Source organism: Nonomuraea roseoviolacea subsp. carminata (assembly GCF_024172185.1).
Taxonomy (GTDB): Bacteria; Actinomycetota; Actinomycetes; order Streptosporangiales; family Streptosporangiaceae; genus Nonomuraea; species Nonomuraea roseoviolacea.
Genome location: NZ_JAMZEC010000001.1, coordinates 4,778,364 through 4,803,482 on the forward strand (window position 1 = coordinate 4,778,364; position 25,119 = coordinate 4,803,482).

At 72.8% G+C, this 25,119-nt stretch carries 22 protein-coding genes and 1 tRNA gene; 18 read left to right on the forward strand and 5 right to left on the reverse strand.

Annotated features, from left to right (window positions below; all coding sequences use genetic code 11):
• The first annotated feature begins 1 nt into the window (after position 1).
• The 16 genes from HD595_RS22305 to HD595_RS22380 all read left to right on the forward strand — a co-directional run bounded on the left by HD595_RS22305 (position 2) and on the right by HD595_RS22380 (position 14,649).
• On the forward strand, positions 2-940 hold the full coding sequence (locus tag HD595_RS22305) for a nucleoside triphosphate pyrophosphohydrolase (protein ID WP_253772020.1): 939 nt from the start codon (positions 2-4) through the stop codon (positions 938-940).
• Between the two features lie 104 nt (positions 941-1,044).
• Entirely contained in the window at positions 1,045-3,372 is a 2,328-nt protein-coding gene (locus HD595_RS22310) for a WD40 repeat domain-containing serine/threonine protein kinase (RefSeq protein WP_253772022.1), read from the forward strand.
• 53 nt (positions 3,373-3,425) lie between these two features.
• Positions 3,426-4,703, forward strand: a complete 1,278-nt coding sequence (gene eno / locus HD595_RS22315; RefSeq protein WP_253772024.1) for a phosphopyruvate hydratase — start codon at positions 3,426-3,428, stop codon at positions 4,701-4,703.
• Positions 4,704-4,785: 82 nt separating this feature from the next.
• Positions 4,786-5,208, forward strand: a complete 423-nt coding sequence (locus HD595_RS22320; RefSeq protein ID WP_253772026.1) for an FtsB family cell division protein — start codon at positions 4,786-4,788, stop codon at positions 5,206-5,208.
• On the forward strand, positions 5,195-5,719 hold the full coding sequence (locus HD595_RS22325) for a DUF501 domain-containing protein (protein WP_253772028.1): 525 nt from the start codon (positions 5,195-5,197) through the stop codon (positions 5,717-5,719). Before HD595_RS22320 ends, HD595_RS22325 begins: the two co-directional genes overlap by 14 nt.
• Positions 5,710-6,654, forward strand: a complete 945-nt coding sequence (locus tag HD595_RS22330; protein WP_253772030.1) for a Ppx/GppA phosphatase family protein — start codon at positions 5,710-5,712, stop codon at positions 6,652-6,654. Before HD595_RS22325 ends, HD595_RS22330 begins: the two co-directional genes overlap by 10 nt.
• A gap of 174 nt (positions 6,655-6,828) precedes the next feature.
• Complete coding sequence (locus HD595_RS22335; RefSeq protein ID WP_253772032.1) at positions 6,829-8,286, forward strand: hypothetical protein; 1,458 nt, start codon at positions 6,829-6,831, stop codon at positions 8,284-8,286.
• A 103-nt stretch (positions 8,287-8,389) separates the two neighbouring features.
• Complete coding sequence (locus HD595_RS22340) at positions 8,390-8,716, forward strand: PadR family transcriptional regulator (protein ID WP_253772034.1); 327 nt, start codon at positions 8,390-8,392, stop codon at positions 8,714-8,716.
• Positions 8,713-9,693 (forward strand): hypothetical protein, encoded by a 981-nt coding sequence (locus HD595_RS22345; RefSeq protein ID WP_253772036.1) that lies wholly within the window; start codon positions 8,713-8,715, stop codon positions 9,691-9,693. Before HD595_RS22340 ends, HD595_RS22345 begins: the two co-directional genes overlap by 4 nt.
• 18 nt (positions 9,694-9,711) lie before the next feature.
• Complete coding sequence (locus HD595_RS22350) at positions 9,712-10,506, forward strand: uracil-DNA glycosylase (RefSeq protein WP_253772038.1); 795 nt, start codon at positions 9,712-9,714, stop codon at positions 10,504-10,506.
• Between the two features lie 92 nt (positions 10,507-10,598).
• Positions 10,599-11,915, forward strand: coding sequence for an NAD(P)/FAD-dependent oxidoreductase (locus tag HD595_RS22355; RefSeq protein WP_253772040.1), 1,317 nt, complete (start codon positions 10,599-10,601; stop codon positions 11,913-11,915).
• An 82-nt stretch (positions 11,916-11,997) separates the two neighbouring features.
• The gene (locus HD595_RS46835; protein ID WP_253772042.1) at positions 11,998-12,510 is read left to right on the forward strand and encodes a glycine cleavage system transcriptional repressor; all 513 of its coding nucleotides are present in this window, start codon (positions 11,998-12,000) and stop codon (positions 12,508-12,510) included.
• Between the two features lie 261 nt (positions 12,511-12,771).
• Positions 12,772-12,844: transfer RNA gene (locus HD595_RS22365), tRNA-Leu, on the forward strand.
• Positions 12,845-13,013: 169 nt separating this feature from the next.
• A complete protein-coding gene (locus HD595_RS22370; protein ID WP_253772044.1) occupies positions 13,014-13,790 on the forward strand; it encodes a Bax inhibitor-1/YccA family protein in 777 nt (258 codons plus the stop codon).
• A 154-nt stretch (positions 13,791-13,944) separates the two neighbouring features.
• A complete protein-coding gene (locus HD595_RS22375; protein WP_175592802.1) occupies positions 13,945-14,178 on the forward strand; it encodes a DUF4287 domain-containing protein in 234 nt (77 codons plus the stop codon).
• A 60-nt stretch (positions 14,179-14,238) separates the two neighbouring features.
• The gene (locus tag HD595_RS22380) at positions 14,239-14,649 is read left to right on the forward strand and encodes a PPOX class F420-dependent oxidoreductase (protein ID WP_253772046.1); all 411 of its coding nucleotides are present in this window, start codon (positions 14,239-14,241) and stop codon (positions 14,647-14,649) included.
• Between the two features lie 84 nt (positions 14,650-14,733).
• Here HD595_RS22380 and HD595_RS22385 read toward each other — a convergent pair whose 3' ends face one another.
• From HD595_RS22385 to HD595_RS22395, 3 genes are all read right to left on the reverse strand, one after another.
• The gene (locus HD595_RS22385; protein WP_253772048.1) at positions 14,734-15,951 is read right to left on the reverse strand and encodes an acetyl-CoA C-acetyltransferase; all 1,218 of its coding nucleotides are present in this window, start codon (positions 15,949-15,951) and stop codon (positions 14,734-14,736) included.
• A 114-nt stretch (positions 15,952-16,065) separates the two neighbouring features.
• Complete coding sequence (locus tag HD595_RS22390; protein WP_253772050.1) at positions 16,066-17,433, reverse strand: outer membrane protein assembly factor BamB family protein; 1,368 nt, start codon at positions 17,431-17,433, stop codon at positions 16,066-16,068.
• 60 nt (positions 17,434-17,493) lie between these two features.
• Positions 17,494-18,477, reverse strand: a complete 984-nt coding sequence (locus HD595_RS22395) for an SGNH/GDSL hydrolase family protein (protein WP_253772052.1) — start codon at positions 18,475-18,477, stop codon at positions 17,494-17,496.
• Positions 18,478-18,604: 127 nt separating this feature from the next.
• Here HD595_RS22395 and HD595_RS22400 point away from each other — a divergent pair, with 127 nt between their 5' ends.
• Entirely contained in the window at positions 18,605-19,975 is a 1,371-nt protein-coding gene (locus HD595_RS22400; RefSeq protein WP_253772054.1) for a cystathionine beta-synthase, read from the forward strand.
• A gap of 78 nt (positions 19,976-20,053) precedes the next feature.
• On the opposite strand, the gene HD595_RS22405 is transcribed toward HD595_RS22400, so the two are convergent.
• Complete coding sequence (locus HD595_RS22405; protein WP_253772056.1) at positions 20,054-20,788, reverse strand: dienelactone hydrolase family protein; 735 nt, start codon at positions 20,786-20,788, stop codon at positions 20,054-20,056.
• A gap of 39 nt (positions 20,789-20,827) precedes the next feature.
• Positions 20,828-21,691: an NAD(P)-dependent oxidoreductase gene (locus HD595_RS22410; RefSeq protein ID WP_253772058.1), complete on the reverse strand. Its 864-nt coding sequence runs from the start codon at positions 21,689-21,691 to the stop codon at positions 20,828-20,830.
• Positions 21,692-21,758: 67 nt separating this feature from the next.
• On the opposite strand from HD595_RS22410, the gene HD595_RS22415 reads away from it, so the two are divergent.
• Positions 21,759-25,094, forward strand: a complete 3,336-nt coding sequence (locus HD595_RS22415; protein ID WP_253772060.1) for an AfsR/SARP family transcriptional regulator — start codon at positions 21,759-21,761, stop codon at positions 25,092-25,094.
• Positions 25,095-25,119 lie beyond the last annotated feature (25 nt).

Genomic DNA, 25,119 nt, shown 5'->3' on the forward strand with positions numbered 1-25,119 from the left:
CGTGCCGCTGATCCTCGTCACCAGCTCGCCCCGGGTCGCCCCGGGGCTGCTCAGCCACCAGGCGTGGCAGGCGCTGCGCTCCGGCCGCGTGCTCGCCGGCTCCGCGTCCCACCCCCAGCTCCCGTACCTCGCCGAGGCCGGGATCGAGGTGACGGTCGTCGAGCCCGACGCCGCCCGGCTGGCCCGCGAGGCCGTCGCGGACACCGTGGTGTGGCTGGCCGAGGACGACGAGGACTTCATGCGGGCGGTCGGGCACGCCGCGATCGCCCTGGACGAGCCGCCGGTCATCGAGGTCGTGCCCGGCTCCTACGACCTGCCGGGCGCCCGGGTGCTCGACCTCGTCGCCGTGATGGACCGGCTGCGGACCGAGTGCCCCTGGGACCGCAAGCAGACCCACGAGTCGCTGGTGCCCTACCTGCTCGAAGAGGCCTACGAGGTGCTGGAGACCATCGAGCAGGGCGACCACGCGGCGCTGCGCGAGGAGCTGGGCGACCTGCTGCTCCAGGTGGTGTTCCACGCGCGGGTGGCCGAGGGCTTCGACGTGGACGACGTGGCCGCCGGCATCGTCGAGAAGCTCGTGCGGCGGCATCCGCACGTCTTCGGCGCGGTGCGGGCCGACAGCGCCGACGAGGTCAACGACAACTGGGAGGCCATCAAGGCCGCCGAGCGGGCCGCCAGGGGCGAGGAGCCGTCCGTGCTGGACGGGGTGCCGCTGGGCCAGCCGGCGCTGTCGCTCGCGGCCCAGCTCCTGCGGCGCGCCGGGCGCGGGGGCGCACCGGACGCGCTGGCCGCGGGGATCGGCCAGGGCCTCGGGCACGAGCTGTTCGACCTGGTACGGCGGGCGCAGGCGGCCGGGGCGGACCCCGAGGCGGAGCTGCGCGCGGCGGCCCGCGCCTACCGCGACCGGGTGCTCACCTGGGAGTCCTCTTCTCCGTCCTGACGCTTCCGTCCTGACGCGCTGCGCCGCCCGCCCGGATCGGCTGATCCGGTGGCGCCGGGTGGCGGTGAAATGTCAGGATCACGGGGTTACGGGGGTGATCAAGCGTGCCTCAACCACGCGGTTTGCACGCCGGAGAGCCGCGCGAGATCGGCGGCTACCGCCTCCTGGGCGGCCTCGGCGACGGCGGACAGGGAACGGTGTACCTGGGAGAGGACGCCGACGGCCGGCAGGTCGCGGTCAAGGTGCTGCACGCGCGGCTGATGGGCCATGACCGCGCCACGCGGCGCTTCCTCCGGGAATGCGGCATCGCGGGCAGGGTCGCCGCGTTCTGCACGGCCAGGGTCATCGGCTCGGGAGTGCTGGACGGCCGGCCGTACATCGTGAGCGAGTACGTGCCCGGGCCGTCGCTGCGGGAGCTGGTGGAGGACGAGGGGCCGCGGAGGGGCGGGGCGCTGGACCGGCTGGCCGTCGGCACCGTGGCCGCCCTGGGCGCCGTCCACCGGGCCGGGATCGTCCACCGCGACTTCAAGCCGGCCAACGTCCTGTGCGGGCCCGACGGGCCCCGGGTGATCGACTTCGGCATCGCCAAGGTCATGGAGGCGGCCACCTCCGCGAGCACGGTGGTCGGCACGCCCGGGTACATGTCGCCGGAGCAGATCGCGGGCGAACCGGCCACGCCCGCCTCGGACATGTTCGCCTGGGCCGCCACGATGGCGTACGCCGCCACGGGTCGGTCGCTGTTCGCGGGGGAGTCCATCCCGGCGGTGATGCACCGGATCCTCACCGACGAGCCCGACCTGTCGGGGATCGACGAGCCGCTGCGCTCGCTGCTGGCGGCCTGCCTGGACAAGCGTCCCGAGGCCCGCCCCTCGGCGGCCGATGCCCTGTCGGCGCTGATCGAGGGCGGTCTCGCGCGGTCGGGGCCGGCGGACGACCTTCTCCCGGACGACCCGCTGGCGGACGACCTTCTCCTGGACGACCTGCTGGCGGACGACCCGCTGAGGGACGGCCTGCTGGGTGACGGCGGGCTCGTGGGCGGTGGCCCTGTGGAGGGCGGGCGCGTGGAAGCCGGGCGCGGGCGGGCCGGGTCCTCCTGGAGGAGCACGTCCGCCGGGGCCGGGCGGCACTCCCGGCCAGAGGGCCGTGACGAGGCGCCCGAGCCGGCGGACGGGTGGTCCTCCGAGGTGCGCGGGCGGGGGGACCGGCGTGACGTGAGGAGTCGGCGGGGCGCGGGGCGGGGCGGGCTCTCGGTGACCGGGCGAGGACGGGTGCTGACCGCGGGCGGCCTGGCCGTGCTCGTGCTCGGCGGCGTGGCGCTGGGCCTGAACTGGCACGGCGCGGGCTCTCAGGGGAGTCCCGCCAAGGCCGGGATCGGGAGTGGCCGGTCGGGTGGCCCAGGTGTCGCCGAGGCGTACGGCCCGAGATCCGGCGTGTCCCTGGGCGGCCGGGCGACGGCCGCGCTCGCGGTCGGGCGGATCGGCGACCGGACCGTCGTGGCCGTCGCCCCGGAGGCGGGCTCCGTCGAGCTGTGGGACGTCGCCACGGGCAGGAAGCTGGCCGCCACCGCTCCGGAGGAGGGTGGAGGCGTCACCTCGCTGGCGTTCGCCGAGGTGGGCGGGGCGCCCGCGGTGGTGTGGTCGAGCGTGGACGGCCGCGTCTCCCGCTGGACCCCGTCACTCGCCGCCGCCGCCGCGGCCTCGGGCACGGGCGCCGCACCCGCCGCGTTCACCGGCAAGGAGGGCGCACCGGCCGAGTCCACGGTCACGAGGTCGGGCGCGGTGCGGGCGTTCGAGGTGTGTGCGGGCGGACGCGCCTCCGCCGTGATGGCCGTGGTGAGCCGCGAGGAGGGCCCGGCGGCGGCGGTCGGCTGCGCCGACGGCAGGGTGCAGGCGTGGGACCTGCTCAGCGGGCGAAGGTCCGGCCGGTTCTTCGCCGGCGCCGCCGGGGTCACCGGTGTGGCCTGGCCGGGCAGCGGGTCGCGGGTGGCGTTCGCCACCGGGGCGACGGAGCTCACGATCGTCGATCTGTGGAACCGCCCGGAGCCGGTCAGCGTCCGGCTGGGCGGTCCGGTCGCCCGCGTCGTCAGCCACGGCACGCTCGTCGCGGCGAGCGTCAAGGGGGAAGGGGGCGCCGCGGTGCACGACGCGGGGACGGGGCGGCAGGTGTGCCGGGTCACCGCGGAGGAGGCGCCGGACCCGGCCGCGCTGGCGCTGACCGAGGCCGACGGCCGCCCCCTTCTCGCCGCGGCGGTCGGCTCCGGGCTGCGGGTGTGGGACGCGCGCACGTGCGAGCGGGCCGCCACCCTCCTGCCTCCGGAGAGCGGGGGAGGCGCCGTCACGGCCCTGGCGGCGGGCACTGTCGACGGGCGTCCGGGCCTGGTCGCGGCCGTCGGCGGCGCCATGCGCGCGTGGACCCTGCGGGCCGGTAGGTAGGGGTACCGATAGGCTCTGAAGGCATATTGCCTTTCGACTTAGGAGCGCATCCCGTGGCTACCATCGAGGTCGTTTACGCCCGCGAGATCCTCGACTCCCGGGGCAACCCCACGGTGGAGGTCGAGGTCGTCCTCGACGACGGCAGCAGCGGCCGCGCGGCCGTGCCGAGCGGCGCCTCCACCGGTCAGTTCGAGGCCGTGGAGCTGCGTGACGGCGACGAGCGCTACGGCGGCAAGGGCGTGGAGAAGGCCGTGCTCGCCGTCACCGACGAGATCTTCGATGAGATCCACGGCGTCGAGGCCGAGGACCAGCGCATCATCGACCAGATCATGATCGACCTGGACGCGACGCCGAACAAGTCCAAGCTGGGCGCCAACGCCATCCTGGGCGTCTCGCTGGCCGTGGCCAAGGCCGCCGCCGACAGCGCCGAGCTGCCGCTGTTCCGCTACCTCGGCGGCCCCAACGCCCACGTCCTGCCCGTGCCGATGATGAACATCCTCAACGGCGGCGCCCACGCCGACACCAACGTGGACATCCAGGAGTTCATGATCGCGCCGATCGGCGCAGGCACGTTCCGCGAGGCGGTGCGCATGGGCACCGAGGTCTACCACGCGCTCAAGAAGGTGTTGAAGGAGAAGGGCTACGCCACGGGCCTGGGCGACGAGGGCGGCTTCGCGCCCAACCTGCCGTCCAACCGCGACGCGCTCGACCTCATCCTGGTCGCCATCGAGAAGGCCGGCTACACCCCGGGCGAGGACGTCGCGCTGGCCCTCGACGTGGCCGCCTCCGAGTTCCACAAGGACGGCGTCTACACGATCGACGGCAAGGGCATGTCGGCCCAGGAGCTGATCGCCTTCTACACCGAGCTGGTCGACAACTACCCGCTGGTCTCCATCGAGGACCCGCTGGACGAGGAGGACTGGGAGGGCTGGAAGGCCATCACCGACGCCCTCGGCGACAAGGTCCAGCTCGTCGGCGACGACCTGTTCGTGACCAACCCCGAGCGGCTGGAGCGCGGCATCGGCAGCGGCACCGCCAACGCCCTGCTGGTCAAGGTCAACCAGATCGGCACCCTGTCCGAGACGCTCGACGCCGTCGACCTGGCCCACCGCAACGGCTACCGCTGCATGATGAGCCACCGCTCGGGCGAGACCGAGGACACGACGATCGCCGACCTCGCGGTCGCGGTCAACTGCGGCCAGATCAAGACCGGCGCCCCGGCCCGCTCCGACCGCGTGGCCAAGTACAACCAGCTCCTGCGCATCGAGGAACTGCTCGACGACGCCGCCCGTTACGCGGGTCGCGCGGCCTTCCCGCGTTTCCGCCGCTAGTTTCGGGTACGGTCCCCGCGGCCGCCGATCGACCGCGGGCCCGTTCCCGGGCCCGCCACGCGGGCTCGATGTGAGGGGGAGCATGGCCAGGAGACCGCAGCTGACCGGCCGGGCCGCCATTCTCGCGGTCGTGGTGTGCGCGATCGCGATGAGCCTCGCCTACCCTGTGCGCGAGTACATCGCCCAGCGCCGCGCCATCGCGGCGCTGCAGGCGGAGAAGGCGCGGGTCGAGGCCGACCGGCGGACGCTGGAGGCGCGGGTGCAGCAGATCCGCGACCCCAACTGGATCAAGCGTACGGCCAAGGAGCGGCTGCACTACTGCGGCGCCGGCGAGAAGTGCTACGTGGTGATGGACGCCGACGAGGGCAGGACGCCCGCGACGGTGAAGCAGCCCGCCGCGCCGCCGCCGTGGTACCAGACGCTCTGGCGGTCGGTGGAGGCCGCCGACTCGGGCAAGGGTCACCAGGTGGGCGCAGGGGAGAAGGAGAGCGTTGGAAAGCCCTGAGAACGAGGCCGGCGAGGGCCGGGTCGCCGAGCGGGACGTGGAGGCGGTGCGCCGGCAGCTCGGCCGGCCGCCGCGGGGGCTGCGCGCGGTGGCGCACCGCTGCCCGTGCGGCAACCCCGACGTGGTCGAGACCGCGCCGCGCCTGCCGGACGGCTCGCCGTTCCCGACCCTGTACTACCTGACCTGCCCGCGGGCGGCCTCGGCGATCGGCACGCTGGAGGGCTCGGGCCTGATGCGGGAGATGCAGGCCAGGCTGGCCGACGACCCGGAGCTGGCCGCCGCCTACCAGGCCGCGCACGACGACTACGTCGCCAGGCGCGACAAGGCGGCCGAGGACGCGGGCATGGAACCGCTTCCTCGTGGCATGCAGAGCACGGGGGGCATGCCGCTGCGGGTCAAGTGCCTGCACGCGCTCGTCGCGCACGAGCTGGCGGTCCCCGGGAGCAACCCGTTCGGCAGGGAGGCGCTCGATGCCCTCCCCGACTGGTGGAGTGACGGACCATGCGTGTAGCCGCCGTCGACTGCGGCACCAACTCCGTACGCCTGCTCATCGCGGACGTCTCCGACGACACGCTCACCGAGGTGGAGCGGCGGATGGAGATCGTACGCCTGGGGCAGGGCGTCGACCGGACCGGCCGGCTGGCCGCCGACGCGCTGGAGCGCACGTTCGGCGCGATGCGCGGATACCGCAAGCTGATCGACCAGCACGGGGCCGTGCGCACGAGGGTCGTGGCGACGAGCGCGACGCGTGACGCGGCCAACCGCGACGAGTTCGCGGCCGGGGTGCGCGAGATCTTCGGCGTGGACCCGGAGGTGGCGACCGGCTCGGAGGAGGCGGAGCTGTCGTTCACGGGCGCGACCAGGGGGCTGGTCCGGCTGTCGCCCGAGACCGAGCATCCGCAGGGGCCGATGCCGCCGTACCTCGTGGTGGACATCGGCGGCGGTTCGACCGAGTTCGTGCTCGGCTCGGCGCACGCGGAGGCGGCCCTGTCGGTCGACATCGGCTGCGTGCGGCTCACGGAGCGGCACCTGCGCGACGCCGGCGACCCGCCGTCCGAGGCCGCGCTGGAGGCCGTGGCGGCCGACATCGAGGACGCGCTGGACAAGGTGACCGACGCGGTGCCGGTCGAGCGGGCGCACACGCTGGTGGGTCTGGCGGGCTCGGTCACGACGGTCGCGGGCATCGCCCTGGACCTCCCGGAGTACGACCCGGCCCGCATCCACCACGCGCGGATCGAGGCCGAGCAGATCTACGAGGTGACGCGGCGGCTGCTGGCGATGACCCATGGTGAGCGGGCGGCGATTCCGGTCATGCATCCCGGCCGGGTGGACGTCATCGGCGTGGGGGCGCTCATCCTGGACCGGATCGTGCGGCGTTTCGCGTTTTCGCAGGTCGTGGTCAGTGAACACGACATCTTGGATGGAATTGCCTGGTCCCTGATCTGAAAACCCGGTAAATCCGGACATTTCATCTTCGCGTTCGTGTTGAGCGTGCAATCAGTTTTGTGCTTAGGTAAAGGGGCAAAACGGGGGCTTTGCCATATTGCTGTGCACAGGTGGTGCCGGCGTGGCGACCGTTCCCGAGCGCATCTTTTCCCTCACGGAATGGAGCACTCTCACATGAAGTCCTCTCCCTTAGCACGTAAGGCTGCGGCGTTCGGCGCCTCCGCCACCGTGCTGGCGGGCATGGTCGCGGCGCTGGTCGCCAGCCCGGCCCAGGCCGCCACCCCGGCCGCCGCTCCGGCTGCCGGCAAGGCGGCCCTGGCCGCCGCCGCGACCGCCACGAAGGCGCCCAAGGTCTCGATCTCCACGCCGAAGGCCTCCACGGGCGACTACGAGGGGTCCTGCCCCGTCAACGTGACCGTGTCCTCCAGGATCAAGGTCACCGTCGACGGCAAGACCACGCTGGCCTACCGCTGGCTCCACGGGGACGGCTCCAAGGGCAAGATCAAGACGGTCAAGCTCAAGGGCCACGGGGCCAAGTACGTCAAGGTCAGCGAGAAGCTGAAGTTCGAGGAGAACGTCAAGGGCTGGGAGGCCGTCCAGGTCCTCGGCCCGCGCAAGGCGGTCTCCAAGAAGGGCTACTTCTCGGTCAGCTGCCAGAAGCCGATCGTCATCGAGGAGGAGCAGGGCCCCGAGGTCTCGGCGCGCGTCTGGGCGAGCCCCAGCCGCTACGTCGGCACCTGCGCCACCTCCAGCGACAAGGTCGACTTCACCGGTGTCATCCGGGTCAGCGACCCGGCCTGGGTCCGGTACCGCTGGGTCCTGAACGGCCGCGTCGTCGACTACGGCAAGACCAAGGTCTACGACACCAAGCGGGTGGGCTTCGGCATCTCCCCGCGCGAGAGCCAGTCCGGCTACGCGCAGCTGGAGATCCTCGGTCCGGGCCGTGAGTCCTCCAACCGGGCCTACTACAAGGTCCTGTGCGAGGACGAGGCCCCGGCCACCCGGGTCTCGGCCACCAACCTGGTGACCGCCACCAACAACGACGGCTGCAAGGTCGGCGCCCACGCCACCGTGAGCTCGACCGGCCGCGCCCGTGTCGAGTACACGTGGTGGGTGAACGGCAAGGCCGTGGACAGCGGTTACGAGTACTTCTCCAACGGCGGTTCGCGGACCGTCTCGCTCGACGACCGCGTGCTCTCCGGTGACGCGACCAAGGGCGGCAAGATCACGCTGACGGTGTCCGGCGCGGGCAGCCACGACTCGATCACGCAGTCGTACGCCGCCTGCCAGGCTCCCAAGCCCACCGTCTCGGTGTCGGCGGTCTCCCAGACCGGTCAGCGCAACGACATGTGCGCCGACAAGCGCGGCCCCGGCGTGGACTTCAAGGCCACCCTCACCAGCACGGGTCCCACCACCGTCAAGTACTACTGGCTGGTCAACGGCCAGAAGGACGGCGGCGACCTCACCCGTGAGGTGAACGGCAGCACCGACGTGACCTGGGGCGTCGGCGGCACGCACAGTGCCACCGAGACCAAGGGCAACATCGAGCTCGTCGTGGTGAGCCCGAACTCGGTCTCCTCGGGCAACGCCGCCTTCTCGGCGGTCTGCCCGAAGCCGGCGGCGACGAGCTGAACGGCTCGGCACACCGGTTGACCTGAACCGGATGGCGTCCTCGTGACGCCATCCGGTTTTCTCTTGTTGGCAGTACTACGCAAACCACAGTAGTGTGCGGTGCGTGGATAGCACCCAGCTCCTCAAGGGCGTCCTCGACCTGGCCGTCCTCGCGGTCTTGTCGGAGCGCGACGGCTACGGCTACGACGTCGTGCGCCGGCTGCGCGAGGCGGGCCTGGAGGAAGTGGGCGACGCCTCGGTCTACGGCACGCTCCGCAGGCTCTTCAAGGCGGGCGCGCTCAACTCCTACGTGGTGGCCTCCGACGAGGGGCCGCATCGCAAGTACTACGGGCTGAACGACACCGGCAGGCGCATGTACGCCTCCTACGCCGGGATCTGGGCCTCGTTCGCCGCCACCATGGCATCCCTGGTCAAGGAGGGACACGCATGACAAGCATCGCAGCGTACGCGCAGGCCGTACGGGATGCCCTGGTCGATCACCCGGACCGGGAGGAACTGCTGGAGGACCTGGACGACCACCTGGCGGAGATCGCGGCCGAGTCGGACGTCCCGCTGGAGGAGCGGCTGGGCCCGCCGGCCGCCTACGCGGAGGAGCTCGCGGCCGCCTACGGGGGCCGGCCGGCGGGCCGCCAGAGGCGTCGCCTGGAGTTGCGCAGGCGGCTGGGCGACCTGCATGCCACGCTGCTGCGGCAGGCGCCCTACCGCGCTCTGGTGGGCTTCCTGCCGGAGTTACGGCCGGGCTGGTGGCTGCTGCGCGGCTACGTCCTCGCCCTGCTGGTGCTCAACCTCGCGGGCCGCGGCCACGACCACCTCGCTCCCGAGAACCCCGCCGAGTGGGTGGTGGTCGTCGCGTCCGTCTGCGCGTCGGTGTGGTTCGGCCGGCGGGGCCGCGACCGGGTGACGCGCCTGCTGGCCGTCGCCGTCAACATGGTGGCCGGGCTGGCGCTGTTCGGCGGCTTCGTGACCGCCGGGCACCTCGCCGGCGACCAGGAGGCCCTGCGGAACATCCAGGCGGATCCCCGCGTCATCATGGAGACCGCCTCGGGGGTGGACGGCGAGGTCTACAACATCAAGCCGTACGCCAAGGACGGCACCCCGCTGACCGACGTCTACCTCTACGACCAGGACGGCAACCCGGTCATCACGCACCCCGAGAATCACGGCTACAGCGTCGACCGGTCCTGCGGCGAGGTCATACTCAACCGCTACCCCCTGCCGCTGATCACCGACGAGTACACCGTGGACGACTCCGGCGTCGCGCACTCGACCACCCCGTGCCCCACGACCTCGCCGGCCCCACCGATGCCGAGCGTGCCGCCCACGCAGCCGGAGGCGAGCGAGAGCGCCACGGTCACGCCGACCCCCACCAAGCCCGCCGCCACGCCCACGCCGAAGCGGTCCCGCTGATCGGGCACCATCGGAGGCATGAGCTTCGTACCTCCCGGCACCGGCTGGCCCGGCGACCCGGCGACCGCTGACACGCCGGTCGCCCAGGACCCCGCGGACGTGCGCCGCCTCGCCGCCTCCAGCAGCACCCTCGCGGAGCTCACGGCCCGGCAGTCCGTCTGCCGCGCCTGTCCCCGCCTGGTGGAGTGGCGCGAAGAGGTCGCCGAGGTGAGGCGGCGCGCGTTCGCGGACGAGACGTACTGGGGACGGCCGGTCCCCGGCTGGGGCGACGAGCGGCCGCGGATCCTCGTCACCGGGCTCGCCCCCGCCGCCCACGGCGGCAACCGGACCGGCCGCATCTTCACCGGCGACCGCAGCGGCGACTGGCTGTTCGCCTCGCTGCACCGCTGCGGCCTGGCCGCCCAGGAGACGAGCACGCACGCGGCCGACGGGCAGCGGCTGATCGGCGCGCGGGTGGTGGCCTCGGTGCGGTGCGCGCCGCCCGCCAACAAGCCGGCCCCGGAGGAGAAGGCCGCCTGCTTCCCGTGGCTGACGCGGGAGATCGAGCTGACCGCGCCGTCCGTGCGGGTGATCGTGGCGCTCGGCGGCTACGCCTGGCAGGCCGGGTGGCCCGCGCTGAAGGAGGCGGGTTACACCCTGCCGCGGGTCAGGCCGCCGTTCGGCCACGCGGCGGAGGTCGCGATCGCGTACGAGGGGACGCCGGTGACGCTGCTCGGCTGCTACCACCCCAGCCAGCAGAACACGTTCACCGGCCGCGTGACCGCCCAGATGCTCGACGACGTCTTCCTGCGCGCCCGCGAGCTGTCGGTGTGACGCGTTGCATTGCTCACGGATTGGAGTTTTCGGGCCACCCTGACATAGGCTTGTGAATGCTTTCACAAGCTCTTCGAGGGATGGGCCTCACGATGAACAAGCACATCTTGATCGTCGGCGGTGGTTACGTCGGCCTGTACACCGCTCTGCGCCTCCAGCGCAAGCTCGGCCGCGAACTGCGCAACGGCGAGGCCAGCATCACGATCATCGACCCCCAGTCCTACATGACCTACCAGCCGTTCCTGCCGGAGGCCGCGGCGGGCAACCTGTCGCCCCGGCACATGGTCGCCCCCCTGCGCCGGGTGCTGCCCAAGGTGCGGATCCTCAACGGCACGGTGACGGAGGTGGACCACGCCGCCCGCGTCGTCACCTTCCAGCCCGCCGAGGGCGAGGCGCGCAAGGTCTCCTACGACGTCATCGTGATGGCCGCCGGCTCCATCTCGCGGACGCTGCCGATCCCCGGGCTCACCGACATCGGCATCGGCTTCAAGACCGTCGGCGAGGCCATCGCGCTGCGCAACCGCGTCCTGCACCTGCTCGACGTGGCCGAGTCCACCGACGACCCCGAGGTGCGCCGCCGGGCGCTCACCTTCGTCGTGGTCGGCGCCGGCTTCGCGGGCGTCGAGGCGCTGGCCGAGCTGGAGGACATGGCGAAGGACTCCACGCGCTACTACCGCAACCTCACCCCCGCCGACCTGCGCTGGGTGCTGGTCGAGGCCACCAACCGGGTGCTGCCCGAGGTCGGGCCCGAGATGGGCAAGTGGACGCTGGAGCAGCTGCGCGAGCGCGGCATGGAGGTCAAGCTCGACACGCGCCTGGAGTCGTGCGTCGGCGGCCACGTCGTGCTCTCCGACGGCTCGGAGTTCGAGGCCGACACCCTCGTCTGGACCGCCGGCGTCAAGCCGAGCGTGATCGTCAACTCCAGCGACCTGCCGCTCGACGAGCGCGGCCGGATCAAGACCACCGCCGCGCTGACCGTCGCCGGCACCCGTGACGCCTTCGCCGCCGGCGACGTCGCGGGAGTGCCCGACGTGACCAACCCCGGTCAGTACTGCGCCCCCAACGCCCAGCACGCGGTGCGGCAGGCGAAGGTCCTCGCCGACAACATCATCCGCTATCTCCGCGGGGAGCAACTGGTCGACTACCGCCACAAGTATGTGGGATCGGTCGCCGGACTCGGCCTGCACCAGGGTGTGGCCAATGTCTACGGAGTGAAGCTTCGCGGATTCCCTGCGTGGTTCATGCACCGCACCTACCATCTGTCGCGGGTGCCGACGCTGAACCGCAAGGTCCGCGTCGTCGTCGACTGGACCCTGGCGTTGTTCTTCAAGCGGGAGACGATCTCGCTCGGCGAGGTCGAGCACCCGCGCGACGGATTCCGCGCCGCCGTCGCGACGATGCGTCACTGAGCACACGTACGGCAGCGCCCCGGTGCCCTCGCACCGGGGCGTTCCGGCGCCCGCGTCCTGCCGAACGAAAGGGGATGCGCGGGTGGCGCTCTCAGCGGTGACCGTGCTCGGGATCGACCGGCCCGGAGTCATCGCCGCGGTCACCGGCTCGCTGGCCGAGTGCGGTGCCAACATCACCGATTCGACGATGACGCTGCTCGGCGGCCACATCGCGATGATGTTCCTGGTCTCCGGCGACCTCGACGCCGAGGAGATCGCCAAACGGCTGCGGGCCCACGACCTCGTGGTGACCGCGGCCGCCGTGGAGGCCCGCCGCCACTTCGGCTGCGCCTCCAACGGCCACGGCTACGTGCTGACCCTCCACGGCCCGGACCGGCCGGGCATCATCTCCGCCGTCAGCACCGTGCTCGCCGCCGTCGGCGGCAACATCACCGGCATGAGCACCCGCCTGACCGGGCACCTGTACGTGCTCATCGCCGACGTCGAACTGCCCCGGGCGGTCGACACCGGCGCGCTCGCGCGCGACCTCGCGGAGATCGGCTCCGGCCTCGACTCCGAGATCACCTTCCGTCCCGTCGAACCGGCCCGGTCGTGAAAGGCGGGACCGGGAAGGCGGGCGGCACCGGCCTTCGATGCCCTCACCTGCACTGCTTGCGAGGAACGAGAGATCCCGTCACCATCGAAGCCGATGCCTCCTTGGCCGGGGGTATTCCGCACTTACGGGACCATGCGATGGGGCTGCCCTTCCTGGACACAGTGCCAGGAGCCCTATCACTTCACAGCAGACTTCACAGTTGTGACTCATGATGCGAAGTTGTGCTCAACGGAAGCATGGTCCGTTTCGTATGATTGCGGCGCCCCCGTAGCCCAATGGCAGAGGCAAACCCCTTAAAAGGGTTGACGTGCGGGTTCGAATCCCGCCGGGGGCACCTGCTTCTACCACGGGAAATACCTTTTTTGTTCACGAACGGTGTCCGGGAACTCACCGGAACCCGCGTTCGTTGTCATCGCGTTGAAGTATCGAAACCACAGAGATCTGAGCGCGAGCCCGACCGGGCGGAGACCCGTCCCCTAGGCTCGACGCACAGGAGGGCAGCGATGGAGAGCAAGAACCCGGTTTTCAGCAGGACACGACAGCAGTCAGCCGGGTGGGGCGCGCCCACCCCGACCCCCGCGCAGTTGCAGAACATGTACGAGACCCCCTCGTACGCCCCTCCCCGCACGATGACGCTCGACGACGTGGTGGTCCGCGGGTTCATGACCCTCGGCATGCTGGTCGTGGGCGCCGCGGCGGCGTGGTACTTCAAGGTTCCCACGGGCGTCGCCGTCGGCTCGGCCATCGTCGCCCTGGTCCTCGGTCTGATCGCCTCCTTCAAGCAGAGCGTCAACCCCGCTCTCATCCTCGGTTACGCCCTCTTCGAGGGGGTCTTCCTCGGGGCGATCAGCCGGGTGTTCGAGGCGTACTTCCCCGGCATCGTGGTCCAGGCGGTGCTCGGCACGGCGCTGGCCTTCGGCGCCGTCCTGACGGTCTACGCGCTGCGCATCGTGCGCGTCACGTCGAAGCTGGTGAAGTACGTCGTAGCCGCGGGCATCGCGGCCCTCGGCCTCATGGTGGTCAACCTGCTGGTCGGCATCTTCAACGGCACCGGCCTCGGCCTGCGCACCGACAGCCCGATCGGCTGGGTCTTCAGCATCGCGATGATCCTGCTCGGCTGCTTCTTCCTCCTGCTCGACTTCGACGCCGTCGAGCAGGGCGTCCGCCAGGGCGCTCCGGAGAAGTTCGCCTGGCAGTGCGCGTTCGGCCTCACGTTGACCCTCGTCTGGATCTACCTCGAGGTGCTGCGCTTCATCAGCTACTTCACCAACAGCGACTGAGCAGGTCCGAAGGGGCCCCGCCGATCCGGCGGGGCCCCTTCGCTTAGCGTCCGATGATGAACCCCGCGTAACGAAGTGGTGGCGACTTGGGGGTTGCGATCACGGGACAGGTGTTGCAGTGTCAAGCAAAGGACCTTATTCCGTGGAGGTGCCCATGTCCTTGAACCACTCACCGGAGACGCAGACGAAGCTGATCGCAAGGGTCCCATCGATAACGGGACGCGAACTCCCCGAGTGGTTCCAAGCCATCGACAACGGCCCATCGTTCCTCCGGTGTGACGAACGGGCCAACTGGCTCGCCCAGGAGCACGGGCTGACACACGGTTACGCCGCCGCGATCGTCCACGAGCACGAGCGCCACCGCCGTAACCGCATGGGCTTCATCTAGAGGCTCCCAAGTCCCGCTGACGCGCCCGTGCCGCCGGCCCGGGCGCGTCATCATGGACGGATGGATCTGGACAAGGCACGCGAATTCCTGCGGCGCGCCCATCGCGCCGTCCTGCATACCCGGCACGCCGACGGCCGTCCGCAGCTCTCACCGGTGCTGGTGGGGGTGGACGCCGAGGGGCGGATCGTGATCAGCACGCGGGAGACGGCGGTCAAGACACGGAATGTCCGCCGCGACCCGCAGGTGTCGATCTGCGCGTTCACCGAAGGCTTCTTCGGCGAGTGGGTGCAGGTGGACGGCACCGCGCAGGTGGTCGGCCTGCCGGAGGCCATGGACCACCTGGTCTCCTACTACCGCGACGTCTCGGGCGAGCATCCCGACTGGGACGACTACCGCGCGGCCATGGAGCGCGAGCGGCGGGTCGTCCTCCTCGTCACGCCCACCCGCGCCGGGCCCGACATCCACGGCTGAGCGGCTCTCTCCCGGCTCGCCGGACGGCGACGGCCGCCCGGTGAGCACCGGGCGGCCGCCGCGCCGTCAGGACCCGTCACGCCCTCAGGAGAGGCGCTCCAGGATCATCGCCATGCCCTGGCCGCCGCCCACGCACATCGTCTCCAGGCCGATCGTCTTGTCGTGGTGCTGGAGGCTGTTGATCAGCGTGGAGGTGATGCGGGCGCCGGTCATGCCGAACGGGTGACCCACGGCGATGGCGCCGCCGTTGACGTTCAGCCGGTCGAGGTCGATCCCGAGGTCCCGGTACGACGGGATGACCTGGGCGGCGAACGCCTCGTTGATCTCCACGAGGTCCACGTCCTCGATCGCCATCCCGGCGCGGGCCAGCGCCTGCCGCGACGCCTCCACCGGCCCGAGCCCCATGATCTCCGGCGACAGGCCGGTCACGCCGGTCGAGACGATGCGGGCCAGCGGCGTGATGCCCAGTTCGGCCGCCTTCACGTCGCTCATGACGACCACCGCGGCGGCGCCGTCGTTGAGCGGGCAGCAGTTGCCGGCCGTGACCGTGCCGTCGGGGCGGAAGGCGGGCTTGAGCCCCGCCACGCCCTCGTAGGTGGTGCCCGGCCGCGGGCCGTCGTCCTTGCTCACCACGGTGCCGTCGGGCAGCGTCACCGGGGTGATGTCCTTCTGCCAGAAGCCGTCGGCCAGCGCCTTCTCGGCGAGGTTCTGGGAGCGGACGCCGAACTCGTCCTGGTCGCGGCGGGTGACGCCCTTGAGCTGGGCGAGGTTCTCGGCGGTCTGGCCCATGGCGATGTAGATGTCGGGCACCTGGCCGTCCTCGCGCGGGTCGTGCCAGGTGTGGCCGCCCTCGCCGAACGCCTTCGTCCGCGCGACGGCGTCACCGAAGACCGGGTTCTGCGTCTCGGGCAGCGAGTCGGAGTTGCCCTTGACGAACCGCGAGACCATCTCCACGCCGGCCGAGACGAACACGTCGCCCTCGCCCGCCTTGATCGCGTGGAAGGCCATGCGCGTGGTCTGGAGCGAGGACGAGCAGTAGCGGGTGACCGTGGTGCCGGGCACGTTGTCCAGCCCCAGCAGCACGGCGACCACGCGGGCCATGTTGAAGCCCTGCTCGCCGCCCGGCAGCCCGCAGCCCAGCATGATGTCGTCGATCGTCGTGGGGTCGAGCTGCGGCACCTTGGCCAGCGCCGCCTGGATCATCTGCACCGTGATGTCGTCCGGCCGCAGGTCCTTGAGCGACCCCTTGAAGGCACGCCCGATGGGCGAGCGGGCGGTGGCGACGATGACTGCCTCGGGCATGTGGCCCCTCCTTTGTCAGCACTCTAACCAGAACTATATTCCAGCGCTGCGGAGGGGCCAGGCGCCCGTCGGCGATGAGATTTCTGCCGCTTCTTGCCGCCCTGCGAACTTCGCTCAGCCGTACATGCCGGGTGTCGGGGCGGTGTTGTCGTTGACGGCGTGCATGCCGCCCTTCTCGTCGCGCCACAGCCGCCAGCCGTTCTGGCTGCCGGTGAACCACGACGGCGGGGGCTGCTCGCCGGTGACCCGCCGGCCCGTCGCGATGTCGTACTCGCACAGCGACGCCACCGAGTAGAACCCGGCCGGCTGCCCGCGCAGCGGCAGCGGCTTGGGGTCGGTCACGCAGAACGACCAGCCGCGCTCCTCCTCGACCGGCACCGGACGGCCGGCGGCCAGGTCGAAGACCGTGCCCTTCGCGCCGTGCTTGAGGAAGCCGAGCTTCTCCATGCGGTCGGGGAAGGCCAGCCACCAGCCCGAGCCGGGCACCTCGGCGGCGGTGATCTGGCCGACCACCCGCCCCGTGCCGGCGTCGAGCCGGGCGAAGCCACCGTAGCCGCCCCGCTGGTCGACCGGGCGCACCACCGGCGCGAAGCCGGGGCTGCCGCTCGGGTAGACGCGCACCACCGACGGCCGCATCCAGTTGACCGTGCCATCGGCGATCTTCACCGAGAACAGCCCGAACGTGGACATCTTCTTCGTGCGCGGGTTGGTGTAGGGGGCGAGGTAGCCGACCAGGTCGGGGCCGGCCGCGCCGAACGCCCAGCCGCCCGACAGGTCGATGCCCGGGCCGAGCGCCTGCTCGATCGGCTGCTGCCACTGCGGCTTGCCGGTCTTCAGCTCGTACGACTCGATCGTCGGCTCGGCGGCCAGGCGCAGCACGAGCACCCGCTCGTCGTCGGACCACTCGACCTCGGCGATGCCCGGCAGCTTCCACTTGACCGCGCCCGTGGCCGGGTCGAGCACGACCACGCGCGCCGAGGCCAGGGCGGTGTTCTCGGCCAGGCACACGTACGGGCCGCAGCGCTGCGGGCCGAACGTGGAGTGGATCGGCCGGGTCCAGCGCTGCTGCCCGGTGCGGGCGTCGCGGGCGACGAGCGTGGCGGTCCAGCGGCCCTTGTGCGCCGGGTCGAGCGCCACCACCACGGCCTCGCGCCCGCCGCCCCGGCCGGGGAAGTCGACGAGGGCCGGCGCGGAGACGCCCATGCCCGGCAGCCGGCCCGCCATCGTGGCCGGGTGCGCCCACAGCCGCTTGCCGTCGGACAGGCCGGCGGCGACGGTCTCCAGCGTGCCGTCGGGCTTCATCGACGTGGCCGCGACCACCCCGCCGGCGGTGACCATCCGGCTGACGACGTTGACCTGGGAGTCGTGCCAGGCCGGGAAGGCCGCCGTGGCCGCGTCGCTGCCTGAGCAGCCGGCCAGGGTCGTGGTCGCGGCGAGGACGCCGGCGAGAGCGAGGGCGGGTTGCGCGAGAGGCCGGAGCACGGTCCATCCACTCCAAAAGGGGACGAGGGGTGACGGCCCAGGAGCGGAGGGTGACCGGTGTCAGGCGTCGTTGACCATCTCGCCGGGGCGGCGGCGGAACAACGTCACCCATCTGCCATAGGGACCCGTCGCCCGCCCCGCGACCCGGGTCGCGGAAACCTCGGTGCCGGACTCCTCCGCGGCCGTGGCCGCCGCGAGGTAAATCGGTTGCAGTCCTTCGCCGCGCGCGGGTCGCGGTTCGGGCCACAACCCCAACGCAGTGCATACAGAAGGTAGCACCGCGTAAGCGGCCGAGGCGTAACCTCGGTCAGATGGATGGAAACGATCCGGTCCGAACATCTCGCCCGGATTTGTATCGAATTCCGGGCCCAGAAGGTCGGCGAACGCCACCGTCCGGCCGCCCGCGTCCACCACCGCCACGGTCTGCGCCGCGGCGAGCTGGCGGCTCCAGCGCCGCGTCACCCAGCGCAGCGGCTGCGCGATGGGCCGTACGGTGCCGAGGTCCGGGCAGGTGCCGACGACCACCTCCGCGCCCGCCTCGCGCAGCCGCCGCACGGCCTTGACCAGGTGGCGCACGGCCATCGCGGGCGGCGTCTGCGTCACCACGTCGTTCGCGCCGACGAAGATGACCGCCACGTCCGGGTCCAGGCGCAGCGCCCGGTCCACCTGCTCGGCCAGCGCCGCCGACGGCGCGCCCGACTTGCCGAGCACGTCGAGACGCACCGGCCGCTCGGCCACGTGCGCCAGGCCCTCCGCGATGAGCACGCCCGGCGTCTTGCCGGGAGAGCTCACGCCGAGCCCGATGGAGGTGGAGTCGCCGAGCATCACCAGCCGCACCGGCGGGCCGGTGTAGGCGCCGTAGACGCCGTCGGAGGGCGGCCCGTCCAGGCCGTGCGGCCGGCCGATGGCCTTGCGCGCGACCAGGCCCTCCACGAGCAGCAGCCCGTACGCCGTGGCTCCCAGGGCCGTCAGGCCGCCGCCGCCGAGAGCCGCCGCGATGGCGATCTTCCGGGCGGCCCGCGCCACCCCCGCTGCCCAGACCATGTGGGTTCTCCCCTCATCCGAACTCGGCGGTAGCGTTTGCTTGAAACTAGCCGAGCGCCCGCCACCCCCACGGGTCCTCGGCGACAGGCAAGCTGATCAAGCTTTGGCAAAGAAGGTGAACACCTCGGTGCGCGTATACGATTCCCTGGTCGAGCTCATGGGCAACACGCCGCTCGTCAGGCTGCACAAGGTCTCCGCGGGGACGCCCGCCCAGGTGCTCGCCAAGGTCGAGTACTTCAACCCCGGTGGTTCGGTCAAGGACCGGATCGCCGTGCGCATGATCGAGGCCGCGGAGGCGTCCGGCCAGCTCCGGCCGGGGGGTGTCATCGTCGAGCCGACCTCGGGCAACACGGGGGTGGGCCTGGCCATCGTGGCCCAGCAGAAGGGCTACCGGTGCCTGTTCGTGGTGCCGGACAAGGTCGCCCAGGACAAGATCGCGGTGCTGCGGGCCTACGGCGCCGAGGTCGTGGTCTGCCCGACCGCCGTCGCGCCCGACCACCCCGAGTCGTACTACTCGGTCTCCGACCGGCTCGCCCGGGAGACGCCCAACGCGTGGAAGCCCGACCAGTACTCCAACGTCAACAACCCCGACTCCCACTACCACTCGACGGGTCCCGAGCTGTGGGAGCAGACCGAGGGCAGGATCACCCACTTCGTGGCCGGCATCGGCACGGGCGGCACGATCAGCGGCACGGGCCGCTACCTCAAGGAGGTCTCCGGCGGCCGAGTCAAGATCATCGGTGCTGACCCGGAGGGCTCGGTCTACTCGGGCGGCTCCGGCCGGCCGTACCTCGTGGAGGGCGTGGGCGAGGACATCTGGCCCGCCACCTACGACACCGAGATCTGCGACGAGATCATCGCGGTGTCCGACAAGGACTCCTTCAACATGACCCGCCGCCTCGCCCGCGAGGAGGGGCTGCTCGTGGGCGGCTCGTGCGGCATGGCCGTGGTCGCGGCCCTCCAGGTGGCGGCCAAGGCCGGGCCCGACGACGTCGTGGTCGTGCTGCTGCCCGACGGCGGGCGCGGCTACCTGTCCAAGATCTTCAACGACGACTGGATGGCCGACTACGGCTTCCTGACCGAGACCTCGGACGAGGGCCTGGTCGGCGACGTGCTGGCGCGCAAGGGCGCGAACATGCCGGAGTTCGTGCACGCCCACCCGCACGAGTCGGTCGGCACGGCCATCGCGATCATGCGCGAGTACTCCGTCTCGCAGCTGCCCGTCATGAAGGAGGAGCCGCCGGTCATGGCCGCCGAGGTCGTCGGCTCGATCGTCGAGCGCGACCTGCTGGAGGCGCTCTACCACGGCAAGCTGTCCTCCGACGACCCGATCGCCGAGCACATGTCGGCGCCGCTGCCGACGCTCGGCGGCGGCGAGCCGGTGGCGCGGGCCGTCGAGGCGCTGGAGAAGGCCGACGCCGCGGTGGTGCTGGAGGACGGCAAGCCCTCCGGGCTCATCACCCGCCAGGACCTGCTCGCCTTCCTCGCCAACCACTGAGCCGACCACTGGGCCCATCGCTGGGCCTCTCCCTGGGGCGGCTCACCGGCGGCTCCCCGGGGCGGCTCACCGGCGGTGCTACGCGTGGCCGGCGACGTGTTCGTCGAAGAAGGCGAACGTGCGCCGCCACGCGTCGTCCGCCGCCGCGGCCACGTGGCCGTGGCTCAGGGGGAACAACGCGAGCCGCGCGACCGGATGGCGGCCGTCGGTCATGAACGAATGCCCGGCGGCCGGATAGATCTCGACGTCGTGCTCGATGCCGAGCGCCCGCATGTGCCCGCGCAGGCGGGCGCCGTGCGAGCGGAACCCCCGGTCGCGACCGCCGTAGGAGCCCACGACCGGGCACACCGGCCGCAGCTCCTCAGGGTCGCGGGGGACCATGCCGTAGTTCACCGAGGCGGCCCGCACCCCGGGCGGCGCGCCCGCCGCGTACGCGAGGGCGAACCCGCCGCCCATGCAGAACCCGATCACGCCGAGCCGGTCGCCGTCGACGTCCTCGCGGCCGGCCAGCCAGCGCCGGGTCGTGTCGATGTCGGCGTTCGGCTGCCCGGGCCGGCCGGTCGAGAGCTGGTGCATGACCCGGGCCAGGCAGCCGACCCTGCTGCCGTGGCTGTACAGGTCGGGCAGGACCGCCGCGTACCCGTGCGCGGCGAACAGGTCCACGACGTCGAGCATGTCGGGTTCGACGCCGTAGATCTCATGGACGACCACCGCCCCCGGCCAGCCTCCCGGGGGCGCCTCCCCTTCCGGCAGGGCCATGGTCGCGGCCAGAGAGCCGCCGTCCGGCAAGGGGATGTGCACCTGTTGTCTCATCGGGACGTAACGTAACAGGCCACCCGCCCCCGGGCGTCGCTACGGCTTCCTGATCGACTCGAACACCGTGCCCAGGCCCTCGCCGCCGCGCCCCTCGGTGAAGGCGGCGCGTTCGAACAGCGCCTTCAGCGCGCCGGGCACCGTGGTCTCCACCCCCGCGTCACGCAGCGCGTGGACGACGTGGCCGATGCCGACGGCCTGCATGGTGAGGCTGTTGAGCTCGCCCGGGTACGTCCCGGCCGCGACCTCCTCGGCCAGGATCTTCGCGAACCCCATCGGGCCGTCGCCGCCCAGCAGGGTGAACATCTCCCGGGCGTACGGCAGGAACACCGCGGGCTCCACCCCGGCCGAGCCGAGCAGCGCGAGCGCGTGCAGGTAGCTGGTCAGGCTCGACCAGAAGACCAGGAGCTGCGCCTGGTAGAACATCATCGCCAGGCCCTCGTCGGCGCCCATGTAGTGGACGTCGCCCAGGGCCCGCAGGGTGTCGGCGTGCCGGTCCACGGCGTCCTGGGGACCGCTGTAGAAGGCGTACGCGCCGGGCTGCCCGATGCCGGGGGGCGGCACCATGATCCCGGCCGTCACCAGCGTGCCGCCGCGCTCCGCCACCCACCGGGCCGCCGCCCGCAGCTCCTCCGGGGTGCCGGAGCTGAGGTTCACCAGCACCTTCCCGTCCAGCCGCAGGTCGCCGAAGCTGTCGTACATCGCCTGGTAGTCGAGCTGGCTGATCACCAGCAGCTCGCCCGAGTCGCCGGGGGAGGCGGCGAGCCTGGCGCCCTTGGCCACCAGCGGCTCGGCCTTGCTCGCCGTGCGGTTCCACACCGTCACGTCGTGGCCGGCGGCGAGGAAGGTCGCCGCCATCGTCGCGCCCATCGGCCCGAGGCCGATCACCGTCACATCAGTCATGCGGCCCAGCCTGCGTCCGGGCGCCACGGAATTCCTTCGGGCCCGCTACGGGTTGGCACTCATCGTGGTGCGTTTCGGTGTGCTGGGCCCGCTCGCGGTGTGGGCGGACGACGGCGGCCCGGTCCCGGTGGCCGAGCCGAAGGTGCGTGCCCTGCTGGCCGACCTGCTGGCGCACGGAGGCGGCCCGGTGCCGGCCGACCGGCTCATCGACGACCTGTGGGGCGAGCGGCTGCCGCGCAACCCGGCGGGCACGCTCCAGGCGCGGGTCTCGCAGCTCCGGCGGGCGCTCGGCGTCCCGGGGCTGATCACGTACGGGCCGGCGGGCTACCGGCTGGCGCCGGCGGACACGGACGCCTCCCGCTTCCTCGCCCTCGCCGGCCGCGACGGCCGCGGGCGTACCGGGGACGTGCCGCCGAGGGAGCGGCTGGAACGGCTGGACGAGGCGTTGGCGCTGTGGCGCGGGCCCGCGTACGCGGAGTTCGCCGACGCCGGCTTCGCCCGGCCGGAGGTCGCCCGCCTGGAGGAGGCCCGGCTCGCGGCCCTCGAAGAGCGGGCGGAGACGCGGCTGGCGCTCGGCGAGGACGCCGACCTGGCGGGTCTCGTGGCCCTCCACCCCCTGCGCGAACGGCTGCGCGCGCTGCACATCCTCGCGCTCTACCGGCGTGGACGGCAGAGCGAGGCCCTGGCGAGCTACGGCGAGCTGCGCGACCTCCTGGCCGAGGAGCTGGGGCTGGACCCGTCACCGGAGCTCAGGGCGCTGCACGAGGCCATCCTGCGCCACGACCCGGCCCTGTCCGGACCGGCCGTCACGGGACCCACCACGTTGTTTCTCGCCACGCCCGTCCCAGCCACGCCCGTCCTCGGCGCCCCCACTCCGGGGGCGCCCACTCCGGGGGCGCCCACTCCTGGCGCGCCCACGGCTCCTGGGAGGGCCGCCCCGCCCGGGCTCGCTCCGTCGGGGTGGTCAGACGACCCGGACCGGCCGACCATCTCCGGCGGCCCTGGCACCCCGCATCCGTCCGGCACGAACCTGCCCGCCGCTCTCGGCGACCTCGTCGGCCGGGACGGCGAACTGGCCGCCGTCCGCGCCCTGCTGGCCGCGAGCCGCCTGGTGACGCTGACCGGTCCGGGCGGCGTGGGCAAGACCCGCCTCGCCCTCGAAGCGGCCCGCGCGCGTACCGGACCGGGGGAGTTCCCCGACGGGGTGTGGCTGGTCGAGCTGGCGGGGGCCGGGGACGCGGCCGAGGCGGTGGCCGCCGTCCTGGGCGTGCGCGACGACGGCGCCGGCCCGCTGGCCCCCCGCCTGGCGCGGGCCCTGGCCGGCAAGCGGACCCTGCTCGTGCTCGACAACTGCGAGCACGTCGTGGCCGACGCGGCCGGCCTGGTGGCGCTGCTGCTGCGGGCGGCGCCCGCGCTGCGCGTCCTCGCCACCAGCCAGGAGCCGCTGGGCGTGACGGGGGAGCGGCTGCTGCCGGTGGCGCCGCTGCCGGAGCCCGAGGCCGTGCGGCTGTTCGCGGTCCGCGCCGGTGTCGAGCCGGACGACGCCGTCGCCACCATCTGCCGCCGCCTGGACGGCATCCCCCTCGCCCTGGAACTGGCGGCGACGCGGGTGCGCGCCCTGGGCGTGCGGGGGGTGGCCGAGCGGCTCGACGACCGGTTCAGGCTGCTCAGCGCCGGGATGCGCGACGCGCCCGCCCGGCAGCGGACGCTGCGGGCCGCGATCGACTGGAGCTGGGAGCTGCTCACCGGGCCGGAGCGGGTGGTCCTGCGGCGGCTGGCGGTCCACGCCGACGGCTGCACGCTGGAGGCCGCCGAGGAGGTCTGCGCCGAGCCCGGCGTGGACGTGCTCGACGCCGTGGCCCGGCTCGTGGACCGGTCGCTGGTCGTGGTCACGCCGGGGCCGCGCTACCGGCTGCTGGAGTCGGTGTCCGCCTACTGCGCCGAGCGGCTCGCCGAGGCGGGCGAGCTGGACGCGGTCAGGGAACGGCACGCCCGCTACTACACGGAGCTGGCCGTACGGGCGGAACTGCGCGGGCCGCGGCAGGTCGAGTGGCTGGAACGGCTCGACCTCGAAACCGCCAACCTACGGCTCGCGCTGGCCGGGCCCGAGCCGTTGCGGCTGGTCAACGCGCTGGCCTGGTACTGGTACCTGCGCGGCCGGCTGGGTGAGGCCCGCCGCTCCCTGACCACGGCCCTGGCCCGCGCCGGCGCGCCGACCGCCCCCGCGCACGCGCCCGCCGACCCCGGCCCCGCCCCCGCGCCCGCCGACCCCGGCCCTGTCCACGCGCCCGCCGCCTCTGCCCACGCGCCCGCCGGTCCCGTTCACGTGCCCGCCGACCCCATCCGCTCGCCCGCCGGTCCCGTCCGCGCGGAGGTGGCCGTGGCGTCCGTGTGGCTGGCCGGGATGACGCTGCTCAGCGGCGAGACCCCGCCCCCGGTCCTGTGCGCCGGTCTCGACGCGCACGCCGACGCCCTCGCCTCGTGGTTCCTCAGCCACGTCCAGTGGGCGTACGGCGACCAGGAGGAGCACCGGGCCGCCGCTGACCGGGCGCTGGCCGTGTTCGAGGAGACGGGCGACCGGTGGGGCGTCGCCGCCACGCTGTCCCTGCGCGCCAGGCTGGCCCTCGTCCGGGGCGACCTGAACGCGATGCGGCGCGACGCCGAGCGCGGCCTCGCGATCTTCACCGAGCTGGGCGACGACTGGGGCCGGATGGAGGCCATGGACGCCCTCGACCGGCTCGCCGAGGCGCGCGGCGACCACGCGGAGGCGGCCCGGCTGCGCGAGGAGGGGCTGCGCCTGGCCGAGCGGCTCGGCTTCGAGGTGCCGTTCAAGCTGTCGGCGCTGGGCCGCATCGCGCTGCTGGCCGGCGACTACGCCGCCGCCGACGAGCGGCACGAGCGGGCCCGGCGGCTGGCCGTGGCGCAGTCGTACAAGTCCGCCGAGGAGCACGCCGTGCTCGGCCTGGCCGTGAGCGCCCGGCGGCAGGGCCGGTACGCGGAGGCGGAGGCGCTGCTCACCCCGTGGCTCGGCTGGCTGCGGGAGGTGCGGGGGACGCCCGGCATCGCGTTCGTCATGGCGGAGCTGGGCTTCGCCGCCGAGCAGCGCGGTGACGCCGCGACGGCGCTGGCCCGGCAGCGGGCCGGGTACGAGGCGGCCCGGGCCAGCGGCGACCCGCGTGCCATCGCCCTGGCCCTGGAGGGGCTCGCGGGCGCGGTGTCCCTCGCGGGGGACCAGGCCGAGGCGGCCCGCCTGCTGGGCGCGGCGGCGGCCGCGCGGGAGGAGACGGGGGCGCCGCTGCCCGCCGCCGAGCGGCTCGACGTGGACCGGGTCACCACCCGGGTAAGCGAAGCCCTCGGAGAGTCCGCATGGCAGGACGCCTACACCTCGGGACGGCGCGCCTAAGGGCGGGAAGGGACCCGGCCCGGGG